At 40.4% G+C, this 12,421-nt stretch carries 13 protein-coding genes; 2 read left to right on the top strand and 11 right to left on the bottom strand.

From position 1 onward, the window contains the following. Positions 1-21: 21 nt before the first annotated feature. The 10 genes from FGG79_RS01450 to FGG79_RS01405 form a co-directional block, all read right to left on the bottom strand. Entirely contained in the window at positions 22-711 is a 690-nt protein-coding gene (locus FGG79_RS01450; protein WP_138775918.1) for an anthrax toxin lethal factor-related metalloendopeptidase, read from the bottom strand. Positions 712-965: 254 nt separating this feature from the next. After that, on the bottom strand, positions 966-1,559 hold the full coding sequence (locus FGG79_RS01445) for a YpjP family protein (RefSeq protein ID WP_138775916.1): 594 nt from the start codon (positions 1,557-1,559) through the stop codon (positions 966-968). Positions 1,560-1,839: 280 nt separating this feature from the next. Beyond that, positions 1,840-2,616, bottom strand: a complete 777-nt coding sequence (locus tag FGG79_RS01440; protein ID WP_138775914.1) for a class I SAM-dependent methyltransferase — start codon at positions 2,614-2,616, stop codon at positions 1,840-1,842. A 162-nt stretch (positions 2,617-2,778) separates the two neighbouring features. Beyond that, positions 2,779-3,213: a BrxA/BrxB family bacilliredoxin gene (locus FGG79_RS01435; protein WP_138775912.1), complete on the bottom strand. Its 435-nt coding sequence runs from the start codon at positions 3,211-3,213 to the stop codon at positions 2,779-2,781. 23 nt (positions 3,214-3,236) lie between these two features. Beyond that, positions 3,237-4,364: a conserved virulence factor C family protein gene (locus FGG79_RS01430; protein WP_138775910.1), complete on the bottom strand. Its 1,128-nt coding sequence runs from the start codon at positions 4,362-4,364 to the stop codon at positions 3,237-3,239. Between the two features lie 80 nt (positions 4,365-4,444). Continuing rightward, positions 4,445-6,331 (bottom strand): ABC-F family ATP-binding cassette domain-containing protein, encoded by a 1,887-nt coding sequence (locus FGG79_RS01425; RefSeq protein WP_138775908.1) that lies wholly within the window; start codon positions 6,329-6,331, stop codon positions 4,445-4,447. Then, positions 6,331-6,972: an HD domain-containing protein gene (locus tag FGG79_RS01420; protein ID WP_138775906.1), complete on the bottom strand. Its 642-nt coding sequence runs from the start codon at positions 6,970-6,972 to the stop codon at positions 6,331-6,333. The genes FGG79_RS01425 and FGG79_RS01420 overlap by 1 nt, the downstream gene beginning before the upstream one ends. Positions 6,973-7,071: 99 nt before the next feature. Next, the gene (locus FGG79_RS01415) at positions 7,072-7,929 is read right to left on the bottom strand and encodes a DegV family protein (RefSeq protein WP_138775904.1); all 858 of its coding nucleotides are present in this window, start codon (positions 7,927-7,929) and stop codon (positions 7,072-7,074) included. 43 nt (positions 7,930-7,972) lie between these two features. After that, complete coding sequence (locus tag FGG79_RS01410) at positions 7,973-8,470, bottom strand: hypothetical protein (protein WP_138775902.1); 498 nt, start codon at positions 8,468-8,470, stop codon at positions 7,973-7,975. Between the two features lie 27 nt (positions 8,471-8,497). Further along, positions 8,498-10,189, bottom strand: a complete 1,692-nt coding sequence (locus FGG79_RS01405) for a formate--tetrahydrofolate ligase (RefSeq protein WP_276607944.1) — start codon at positions 10,187-10,189, stop codon at positions 8,498-8,500. 198 nt (positions 10,190-10,387) lie between these two features. On the opposite strand from FGG79_RS01405, the gene FGG79_RS01400 reads away from it, so the two are divergent. Continuing rightward, positions 10,388-11,518 carry an MGDG synthase family glycosyltransferase gene (locus FGG79_RS01400; RefSeq protein WP_138775900.1) on the top strand — a complete coding sequence of 377 codons (1,131 nt, stop codon included), beginning with the start codon at positions 10,388-10,390 and terminating at the stop codon, positions 11,516-11,518. 1 nt (position 11,519) lies between these two features. Continuing rightward, entirely contained in the window at positions 11,520-11,702 is a 183-nt protein-coding gene (locus tag FGG79_RS01395; RefSeq protein ID WP_138775898.1) for a hypothetical protein, read from the top strand. 44 nt (positions 11,703-11,746) lie between these two features. Here the strand turns inward: FGG79_RS01395 and FGG79_RS01390 are convergent, their stop codons facing one another. Further along, positions 11,747-12,421 carry a class I SAM-dependent methyltransferase gene (locus tag FGG79_RS01390; protein WP_138775896.1) on the bottom strand — a complete coding sequence of 225 codons (675 nt, stop codon included), beginning with the start codon at positions 12,419-12,421 and terminating at the stop codon, positions 11,747-11,749.

Below are 12,421 nucleotides of genomic sequence, written 5' to 3'. Positions count from 1 at the left end.
TTGACCACACCTTTTATTAGTTTATAGTTCGTTGAAAAATCGATATGTTGCAGGTGCCTTCTTCTTTAGTAGATTTCTAGTTTCATGATTCAAATAATACATAGCGAATGTTTCAGCAAAATATTCTTCTTTGTAATGAAGGAAATAAGATTCAGCAGGGAATATTCTAGGGGCTTCTTGCTTCCATGCCGGCAAGAATTCAAGTTCATAAGAAAAGTCTGTCAACACATAACGATCAATGCTGTGGGCAAGTTCATGTAGTTCTAAGTTACAAGAATTGTGCCCCATCCCTTTCTCACTATGACCGATTTTCACCAATACAAGCTTCGAGCCGCCAATTCCGGGAACATCATCCCAAGTAATGCTTTTATTAGTGTACCCTCTTGGGGTGACTCCTTTCAAGTGACTTGTGGTAGAAAAATCGGTTAATTTATTCTTAAACAGTCGTATTTTTATATCCTGATTTTCTGCCGACTCCAAGAGCTGCGTCGGGATATGATCCAATCGACTAACCATTTCCATAGCCGCTTCCTTATCATAAGCTGAATCAGGCAAGAGGATCATATTTTCTAATTGATTTCTGGATTGAAGGGTTAAGTTTGTTTTAAGAGGTGAGTGCTTTAAGAGGATACCACTGTAGTCAGCTTTCGTTTGAGTCCATACTATGAGAAGCGTAATCGAAATGGAAAGAAGGATGAATATTCGTTTCAAATTGTGTCCCTCCTTTCTTCTCCGAGAAAGATGTGTGACCTTAATTACTATTTTATCATAATAATAGACGTGATTTTAGGAGTGATTGTTTCCAATATCAACAGTCGTTGGTAACTTTAATTCAATCTTTCGCGACTATTTTTATTTTCATACGAGGTCTCTGCCACTTGTACTTTAGGGTTCAAAGTTATACACAAAAAAACAAGTACGCTCGTTCATGTACTTGCTTCGCTTACTATTTTTTATGTGTTAAATCAGGAAACGCTCCTCCATTGAGGTGGGGTATTTTTATCCCAGTAAATGCTCCCTAAATCATGGTGGGTTTGAAATTGATCGTGCACTGTGTGGTAATGAAAGTTAAAATAGTAGCCATCCTTGGGCGGATGATCTTTTCTCACATGAAATCGAATGACATCTTCCCCTGAACGTTCGTCATAGATATGAAATATCTTTTCGGTTTTGGCGTATTGAGGGACTTCTGAAATGGTCAGTGACGATAGGTTTTCTTCCGGAAACTGAACTGCTGTATCCTCAATGGCTTTTTCAATTTTTGGTAGGATTAAAGATTTGAATTCGTCTTCGATGATGGGCTTAATCTTTGTCCCAAACTTTTCATATGCATTTTTCTCTGCTTGTGCCAGCATGGTTTCTATAAAAACATCACGTGATAAGGTAGACTCTTCTTCCCTTACTTCTTCTGAAGTCGATTCCACAGACGAAGAAGGCTTGCCATTATTCTTGGCAAGGGCATGATTCTCTTCATTTAGAAAGGCTTGTGATGGAGAAACAAGTCCAAAAGTCAGGATGGAGAGTAGTACAAAAAACGATTTTCTTAGCCAGATTGACATAGATAACGTCCTTTCCTATGTATTACGTCTATTATTATACTACTTCCTACGAATAAAAAGTGAAAAAGGTTTCATTTTTTTGTAGGATATAAAAATCTTTATGTGGTAGTATATTAATGACGATACTTTGTAAGGAGGATAACTAGATGGATACTGGAATAATGATCAATATCGGATACATACTTCTATTGGGTTATTTTATTGTGCTAGGATTTACTGATTAATACTTAATTGAAATGATTAGACAGGCTTAGGATGCCTGTCTTTTTTATTAGGATATTTATAATTGAATGACCCCGAAATGAAATTTGGCTGAAGGCCTTTTCAACACGTCGAAGCCCATCTCTTTGAATAGTGGGGATTGATAGTGTTCTTTTAATACTACCCTTTTTTTTGCCACTCTCTTCGCTTCTTCTATTCCTTCTCTTGTGATGCCTGTATAGCTTGCCCATTGTCGGATTGGATTGATTCCATGTGATTCAGTTATAGCCTCTTCGAACATAGGATCTATGTAAACCACATCAAATGCGTCATCAGGTATCTTCTTTAACTCTTCCTTAAGTTCTCCATTGATAACGTTTATTCGATTCATGGCACTATTTAATTCACCTAGTGGAGAAATCCAATCTCGAAGTCCATTTTGAAGGATGTACGAGATATACTTATTCGCTTCAAATCCGACTACCTTCCCTTTTTCCCCAACGGCATGGCTTGCAATAATACTATCAGAAGCTAGACCGAGAGTACAATCGAGAAAGCTCATCCCTTCTATAAGGTCTGCCGCTTCTATTAAGGGATCTTTCTCCCCCCTCATGATCCGTTTAATTCGAAATGAGGCAGAGTTGGGATGAAAGAAGAACGGCTCACTATTTTCTTCTCGCCTATGAAGTTCTATTCGCTCTTTCCCGATGACTAAGCAATCTTGATTATGTGTCGTCATATGATGACGGATCGATCTTTTTTTTCTAGGGATATAAGATATCGCGAGTGTCTCTGCAGCTTGATGTGCTTTGTCGATGACTTCCAGATTTGCTTTCCCGCATGTTGTGACAAACACCTGATTCATTCTCCTTTTGTACATCCATGTACTCTATATGGACGTTCTATCATTTCATTTATCCTACCATAGAAAAAGAAACGGATGAATCTGTCATCCGTTTCTTTTTCATAGCTGTTATTGTATACATTTTTTCTTGTTAATAGTTTTGATGTTTGAGTTTTAGCAGTGCTCGTTATATGCTGCCACTAAATTCGATATGATCGACGAAATATCGTGATCTTCGATTTCTTCTCTCGGGATGAAATGAACGACTTTGTTTCCTTTTAGAAGAGCCATAGATGGTGAAGAAGGCTCATACCCCTCGAAATATTCCCTCATTTTAGCAGTTGCTTCTTTGTCTTGTCCTGCAAATACCGTTACGAGGTGGTCAGGCGACTTTTCGTTATTCATGACTGATTGAGTAGCAGAAGGTCTTGCCAGTCCTGCTGCACAGCCACATACAGAGTTCACAACAACAAGAGTTGTTCCTTCAACGTTTTCCATGTAGTCCACTACTTCTTCTTCCGATCCAAGCTCTTTGAACCCTGCTTGAGTCAGTTCTTGTCTCATTGGTGTAACCAACTGTCTCATATACTCTTCGTATGCCATTGACATATTGCTTCAACCCTTTCCTTAATTTATTGCTGGCGAGCTTCGGTCATTTGTTTCCAAACAGAACCTTTAGCTTCTTCCCCGTCTTCTATCCGTTCAATAGCCATTTTCACCTGAAGTTTCACTTCGAATTCAGGATCATTTTCCGCTTCTTTAAGGGCAGGTAGCGCCGATTCATCTCCTGCTTCATATAGGAACATTGCTGCACGCCATCTGACAAGCTTACTTTTATCCTTTAAGGCGAACATCATTTCTGTAGCGGCTTTTTCAAAACCTAAGTCCGAAAGACAGTCTCCAGCCGTTCTTCTTACTGTCACTGATTTATCATGTAATCCTTTATACAGAAGTGGCAGTACACTCTCATCTTCGATCATCCCCAAATAGACAACAGCCAATCGGCGGATAGATACTTTCTCATCCTCCAGTGCTTTTTCTAGAAGAGGCAAGTCGGATAGAGTAGGATCATCCATAGAGTCCAATTTCTGATATCTTGTTTGCCAATCTGGCGCATCAAAGTCTTCAATGTTCACCTTCTGTTTTTTCTTATGAAGGAGTGGTGCTTTGGAATCCGGAGATTTCTGTGATTCTTCGACAAGTGCGGTAAGCCTTGGGGCAGGATATGCCGCCAACAATTCTTCCGTCACATTATTCCCAATCTCATCTAAATCACCGTAACGAATGCCATAATCTTTCCACTTTCTTAGAAGGACAACATTATCTCCATCCGCTTGTGCCTTCCCTAACGCTTCAAGAAATGACGCAGGCAGAGAAAAGCGTTTCTCTTGTTCCCCATCTGCTACCTTCACTTGCATTGGAATCCCTTTGAACATTTGAACAGAAACATTCACTTCTCCAAAATGTTCTTCCATTTGGGACTTTCCTTCCGATTCAGCTGAATCTTCACCAAATGCCTTTCTTACCTGTGGCAAGAGCTCCTGCCAATCAAACTTAGCATTCCGTTCCACGGCCAAGAAATCGGCAACATGGTATACCCCTTTGATGCCGTCAATGGAAAGGATTTCTTTGATGACAGAAGGCGCACCTTCCGTTTCATCCTTTTTATAATTATTGCTTTTCCCAGCTTTCAGTTCCTGATCAAGAAGAACTTTCATAGTATTTGGACTAGGAGTAGGTTCAATTGATAATATCTTCAAAACGTGTTACCCCTTTCTATAAAACGTTCGTATATATTCAATTCTAACACAGTATCTTTCATGCCTTAAAATGAAGTGACTTATTCGGCAAATTCTGAGAGGTACGTCCATCTTTCAATGAGCTTTTCCAATTGGTTATTGAGATTTTCGCTCTCATTCATTAGTTCCTGAGCCCTTTCGAAATTGCTGCCGACCTTCTGCAGCTCTGCATCGGCTTCTGTTATTCGTTCTTCAATATCGGCCATTTTATCTTCGATTTCTTCCCATTCCCTTTTCTCCATATAAGACAATCTTTTCTTTTCCTTTTCTTTCCCTTCCTTCACCGGTGAGGGCTCAGGTTTTTTTTCTGCACCCTGTTTTTTGGTTTTCGACTCACTCTTTTCGAGATATTCAGTATATTCACCGAAATAAAAATCGATTTGACTGTCGCCATTGAAAACCAGCAGTTGCTCTGCCGTTTTGTCTAAGAAATATCGATCATGGGAAACGGTGATCACTACACCTGAAAATTCATGAATATAATCTTCAAGAACTGTGAGTGTTTCTGTGTCTAAATCGTTGGTAGGTTCATCAAGCAGCAGTACATTGGGTTTGGACATAAGGAGCTTCAGTAAGAAAAGCCTTCTTTTTTCTCCACCGGACAACTTGCGGATTAGAGTCCCATGGGTACTCATTGGAAATAGGAACCTCTCAAGCATGGACGTAACGGATATTTGTTCTCCCTTGTCGGTGGTGATAAATTCTCCTGCTTCCCGCAAGTATTCAATCATACGCATTGATTCATCAAGCTCTTCGTGTCCTTGCGTATAATAGGCGACCTTTACTGTTTGTCCTTTTAGTAATTCACCACTAGTGAGTTCATCGTTTCCTGCCAAGAGGTTAAGAAAGGTGGATTTACCACTACCGTTCTTCCCGACAATTCCGATGCGGTCTTTTGGCTTGATTAGAAACGAAAAATCATCAAGAATACATATGTCCTCAAACATTTTACATGCGTTCTTAAACTCGAATACTTGCTTCCCTAAACGATTTCCACCAATCGCTATTTCAACTTGACCATTAGTTGGTCCTGCAGACATGTTATCCTCCAGGTTATCAAATCTCTGTATCCGTGCTTTTTGCTTCGTTGTACGGGCTTTTGCCCCTCTTCTCATCCATGCAAGCTCTCGACGATACAGGTTTTGCTGTTTTTCAGATAATTGGCGCTCGACTTCTTCCCTGGAAGCTTTCGCCTCGATGAATGATGCATAATTTCCTTTATAGGAATAAAGGTTTCCTCCATCTAATTCAAAGATTCGATTCGTTACTTTATCAAGGAAATAACGATCATGCGTCACGAGTAGCACTGAACCGTTATACTTGCCTAAATGATCTTCCAGCCACTTGATAGACTGGAAATCCAAATGGTTGGTAGGTTCGTCCAAAATTAATAAATCAGGTGTTTCAATCAAGACACCAGCCAGAGCTACCCTCTTTTTTTGACCTCCTGATAATTCATTCATTTTTTTCGTAAAGTCCTGAATACCCAGCTTGGTTAAAATTGATTTAGCATTTGCACTGGCATCCCATGCATGGTGGATATCCATTTGCTTCTGAGCCTCAAATAAGTGATCCTGCACACTCGGGTCGTCGGGTTTTTCCTCCATATTCAATAGAGCCAGTTCATAATTCCTCATAGCCTGGATGATCTTGGCTTCTCCACGGAACACTTGTTGCAGAACGGTTAAATCTCCCTCAAATGCAGGTTCCTGTTGGAGATACGCAATATGATAGTCGTTGGGCTTTGATAGATCTCCACTATCATATTCTTCCATTCCGGCAATCAGCTTCAACAAACTTGATTTACCTGTCCCATTCACTCCGATAAGTCCAACTCTTTCCTTTTCGGTAATCGAAAAAGATATATCTTTAAATAGAGTTTTCTCTCCATATGTTTTGGAAAGATTCTCTGCTGTTAACATTCTCATTAATGACCATTCCATTCTTTAGTAAATTGCTCTAGAAACTGAAGCATGAAAGCATGACGCTCTTCCGCTAATGCTCTGCCTGTTTCCGTACACATTAAGTCTTTCAGCTTTAATAGCTTTTCATGAAAATGATGAATACTCGAACTGTCACCATTTCGATACTCCTCCAAGGTCATCTCATTCCTCACTTGAAACTCAGGATTATACAGCGACCGCCTTTTCTTCCCCCCATAAGCAAACGTTCTGGCGATACCGATGGCACCTATAGCGTCCAGACGATCTGCATCCCGTACAACTTTCGCTTCTGGTGAAGTGAGTTGGGCTTCATGGCCGCCCTTATAGGAGATGGAATAGATAATCGATTTTACTAATTCCATTTCCTTATCAGTAAGAGCCAGGGTGGAAAGAATGTGGTCCAGCTTCTTTTTCCCCTCTTCTTCTTTTACAAACTTCTCATCCGGTACATCGTGTAACAATGCAGCCAGTTCAATGATATATGTATGAGGCAGATTTTCTCCCTTGGCAATCCGGACTGCATGATTACGTACCCGATCTAAATGAAACCAATCATGCCCTGTTGACTCTCCCAGGTATTCTATTTTCAGAAAATCAATTATTCCATCTAACTTTTTTTGTTCCATATTTTCACCTTTTCCTCCATTGTACCAAATAACTTTCTTTTATCAGAATAAAAAGGAGTGGGTACAGGATTCATCACACCACTCCTTTTTTCAGTTCATTCAATTCACTTCTTCAAACCAACTTATCCCGATCGTATTAGCTCCTGCATGGACACCAATCACAGCCCCTAGTGGGTATGCACCAAATTCAATTTCCGGAAACTTTTGACGGAGTTGCTCGATCCATTCTAAAGCATCCTCCTGGTTTAATCCATGCAATACGGACACTTTAGTTATCTGTTTGGCAGCAAGCGCCTGGTTAAAGCGTTCTTCCATGCTGTTCAATCCTTTTTTAATGCTTCTTACTTTGTCTTTTACTTCAAGTTTTCCGTCCTCGATTGCAAGCATCGGCTTTATATTCAGGACACTTCCGAGGAAGAATGAGAGCCCACCCATTCTTCCACTTTTATGAAGCTGTTCCAAGCTTCCTACCATCACATAAGTTTCACTTGAAGTGATTCTGTTTTCAAGCGCATGTTTAATGTATTCGGGATCTTTCCCTTCATTCGCTAACCTTTGCCCGAATAGGATCAGCTCAGTTAATGGATTTGAAATAACCTTCGAATCGATACAAATGATGTTAGGTATTGTATCACTCAAAATCGCCGCAGCCTGTGTGGCAGAGGAATATGTTCCACTAAAATGAGAAGAAACATGGATGGAAAAGATATAATCATAGTCATTTGATAATTGTTCATATAATTCTTTAAATGTACCGATAGAGGGCTGGGAGGTTTTCACCTCTACCTTGTCCTCTCTCAATTTCGCAAACAAGTCCTCAGGCGTTAGGTCTACCCCGTCTTGATACTCGTTTTCCCCAAAAAAGATGATCATCGGAACAATATAGATGTGATTATCTTTGCTATCCGAATTGTTTGGAACAAACGCAGTACTATCTGTCACCCATGCTATTCTCATGTGAATTCTCCTTTTTTTATATGTATATGAACCCTATTTGGTACTAGAAGTCGATTCGGTCAAGCTGCTGTAATGTTTCAACCGAGAATGAAATCATTTGTAAGACATCGTCGACCATTTCTTCTGTAATCACCCGATTGAAAGATACTATCCCTTCGTAAGCAGTCGGGTTAATAGATGATGTTACTTCTTTCCATTCCCAGTGTTTATCCTTACCCCACGTCTCTTCCAGTGTCTTTCGATTTTGATTCAATTTTTCATCGCCTTTATAAACGATGAGAATGTCAGCTCCGGCTGTATTTTTTTCTGTAAGCATTTTTCTTTCAGCCAGAAAATGTCCCATATCCGCCTTCAGGTGGAACTCTATGGACATTGACTTCTTATAAGGTAATGAATAGTGAATCTGATAACAGCGTTCATAGTGAGCAAAATCAAACAGGTCCTTGCGATCTAGTATTTGAATTTCTCCTGTTAGATCAAGATCATATACTGCCCCTTCAAATACGACCTTTAAGTTATCAAAGGCTGTTGGATCAAACATATTCTCCTCTCCTTCCTATATATATCGCTAAAACAACCCGATAGCCCGGCCGGCTTCATCCACATTCATACCGAACGCGGCAGGTTTTTTTGGTAGTCCTGGCATCGTCATTACTTCCCCGGTTAATGCAACGATAAAACCGGCTCCAATTTTCGGCTTCAATTCCCTTATCGTGATCGTGAAACCCTCAGGGCGGCCAAGTTTAGAAGGGTCATCTGATAGGGAATATTGGGTCTTGGCCATACATATAGGCAGAACACCCCACCCCTGTTCTTCAAACTGCTCCAATTGCTTTCGTGCTTTGACCGTGTAGTCCACCTCTTTCGCTCCATACACTTTTTTCGCGATGGTATCGATTTTTAATTGAAGTGAATCAGAAAGCTCATAAAGTGGAGTGAATTCCTTTTTGTTCGCTTCTATTTCACTCAATACCTTTTCAGCTAAATCCACTCCGCCTTGTCCACCTTTTGCCCAGACATCTGTTAAGGAAACCTTCACACTCTGGTTTTCACACCATTTCATTAAGGTGTCAATTTCATGGTCACTGTCTGTCACGAATCGATTGACGGCTACCACGTATGGGACATTAAATTGATCCAATGTTTCCATATGCTTCTTTAAATTCGCTAATCCCCTATGGAGAGCCTCAAGATTTTCTGTCTGCAGTTTGTCTTTCCCTTGACCCCCATGCATCTTCAGGGCACGAATGGTGGCTACAAGAACGATGGCATCAGGGGCTATATCGGCAGCCCTTGTCTTGATATTGAGGAATTTTTCCGCTCCTAGATCCGCCCCGAATCCGGATTCTGTCACCACATAATCTGCAAGTTTCAATGCCGTTTTCGTAGCCATGATACTATTGCAGCCGTGGGCAATATTCGCAAATGGTCCTCCGTGAATAAGAGCTGGTGAATGCTCAATCGTCTGCACAAGATTAGGCTTCAGGGCATCCTTCAACAATAAGGTCAGTGCACCCTCCACTCCCAAGTCTTCTACGGTTACCGGTTGTTTTGATACGTTATAGGCCACAACCATCTTCCCAAGTCTACTTCTTAATTCCTCTATACTCTGTGATAAACATAGAACAGCCATAATCTCAGACGCTACAGTGATATCAAATCCATCTTCTCGTGGAACACCTTGTACAGGGCCACCCAAACCCACAATTATTTGCCTAAGAGCACGATCATTCATATCAATGGCACGTTTCCAGACAACTCTTCGTTGATCGATATCCAATTCATTTCCTTGATGCATATGATTATCGATTAGCGCAGATAAAGCGTTGTTTGCAGCGGATATGGCGTGGATATCCCCTGTGAAATGAAGGTTGATGTCCTCCATAGGGAGAACCTGAGAATATCCTCCTCCAGTTGCTCCCCCCTTGATTCCCATTGTCGGCCCAAGGGAAGGCTCTCTCATAGCGATAATGGCTTTTTTATTTAATTGGTTTAACGCATCCCCTAGCCCCACAGTAACCGTTGATTTCCCTTCGCCCGCTGGCGTTGGGTTGATTGATGTGACCAGGATTAATTTCCCCTGGGTATGGTCTTTCAGTCTATGTATCGCTTCAAAGGAAATTTTCCCTTTGTATTTCCCAAAGGACTCCATATCATCTTCTGTAAGTCCAATTTTCTTCGCAATATCTATGATCGGCATTAGCGTGGATTGTTGAGCAATTTCAATATCTGATTTCACTTTTCTCTTCGTGGTTGTCACAGAAATTCACCTTCTTAGCTTCATAGTTAACGTTATACACCGTGTATCAATTCATTTTTTACAAAAAAGCGTGTTTATCAATAAACAGCATTTACAATCTGTAGGTACTCTTATAATATAGTGTTTCTTTATTTTACACGATAAATCAATTGTTTTGCTCTTCTCTCTCTACCATTTTCTTTGATCGGGGGAAATAGAATGCGGAAAGAAAAGTCGGTTCTCATTTTAACAGCTCATTTTGGAGAAGGACATACCCAAACCGCTGAGACCATTGCTGATACATTTAGAAATCTTGGACATCATGTACATATCCGAGATTTATACGGGGAAGCCTACCCCGCTATTCACTCAATAGCTCAAAATTTATTAAAAAAGGGTTTTTCTAAATTCGGCACTCCTTTTTATAAAGCTTTTTATTATGGAACAGACAAACTTTCCTCAAAGGGGTTAAGTTATTTCTATCAGCATTTAGGAAAGAAGAGGTTGTTAAAACTTATCGAAACCTATTCGCCGTCCTGCATCGTCACGACATTCCCGCTTCCTGCAGCACCATACTTACGACTCCGTTCCTCCTTTAATATACCAACTTATACCGTAATAACAGATTACTGTGCTCACCCGCTGTGGATTCATCCAATGATAGAGAAATACTATGTGGCGAGTGAACAGGTAAGGAGGACCCTCACTACGTACGGAGTTGAAAAACAAAGAATCATAGTTAGCGGTTTACCCATAAGATCATGTTTCCAGCCACATGCAGAAAAACCTTATAAAGAGCTTGGACTATCCCCCGATCGAAAAACGGTCACCTTTATGGGGGGAGGTCTCGGCTTGGTCCCGAATATCGAACCAGTCTTGTCATCCCTTTCAAAGGATCCCAATCTTCAGGCAGTCGTTGTGTGCGGAAGGAATAAGGAACTTTATTTACATTTAAAAAATGTGGTTAAATGTCCGAATATTCATATCTATGGATATATGACTGGGATGGAAAAACTGTTTTCCTTAACCGATTGCCTAGTCACAAAGTCCGGTGCCATCACGTTAACGGAAGCAGCTTCTTTCAAACTGCCTATCATCATATTTAAGCCTGCTCCCGGACAGGAAAATGAAAATGCCAATTATTTTTTCCAAGAGGGGGCAGCTCTCAAATATGTAACCCATTATGATTTCTTAAAAAACATATATCGTTGTTTATATGATAAAAATACCAAAGATTCACTATCCGGAAAAGTATATTCTGTCTACAAAGAAAATGCATGCATATCCATCGTGGAGGATATTCTTCGTCATGAACATAAGCAGAGTTACCCCTCTGAAAGGAGGATGTGACATGGAAACATCGACTCACATCTTTTTCGGAATAGGCATTGCATCATTAACCACTTTTCCCTTTAAAGCAACCTGGATATACTCTCATCAAAAATCAATCGAGAAAAGCTATGCAGGATGGTTTCATCATCCGATTCATTTCAAACGCATAAAAAGAGAATTGGTGAACGAGCTGAATAAATAAGAAAAAATATGATCGATCCGAAAAGTTCGGATCGATCATATTCTTTATTTTTGAAACATGAACAATGTCATAAACGTTAAAGACTGCTTTAATTCATTGGAAAGAGTTTCTGTTAAGGAAACGTCCACGCCGTTTTTGTATACCCAATTTTCCTCGATTTTCTTCCACCCTTTTTCATTGGCCAGCCTCTCCAGTTCCCAAGGCATCATCGTATTGCAAATCACTTTTTCACCGTGAAGGCGCATGAATGCATTCTCCCTCGGGTGGGCAGTAGGGCCTAAGAGACCAATACAAATATAGCCATCAGTAGCGACAACTCGTTCGATTTCATTCAAAGTATGGAATGGATCCTCCGTCCATTCAATGGAATTAATCGCCATCACAGCATGAAATTGCTCATCTTGAAATGGTAGAGACCTCAAATCACCTTGAACAAACGATAAAGTATCCTTTTCTTGTTTATTCGCAATATCAACCATTTTCCGAGAGAAGTCCATTCCTGTAACTACATATCCTTTTTCATAAAGCAGATAAGATCCATACCCGTCACCGCAACCTAAGTCTGCAACAGGTTGCCCTTTTTCAATATGCTTGTTAAAGAACGGGATAATCTTCTTTCTACTTCCACTAGTCCACATTTCTACGCTTTTTGAATGCCAATGATCTGCATTGTCTTCCCAGCGATTTCTCGCACTCTGATGCCATTCTGAACGTTTCAT

Origin of the sequence: Bacillus sp. BHET2 (genome assembly GCF_005938125.1) — a bacterium.
GTDB lineage: Bacteria > Bacillota > Bacilli > Bacillales > Bacillaceae_B > Rossellomorea.
Note: the sequence above shows the minus strand (reverse complement) of the source record. Positions and strands in the feature narration are given on the sequence as shown.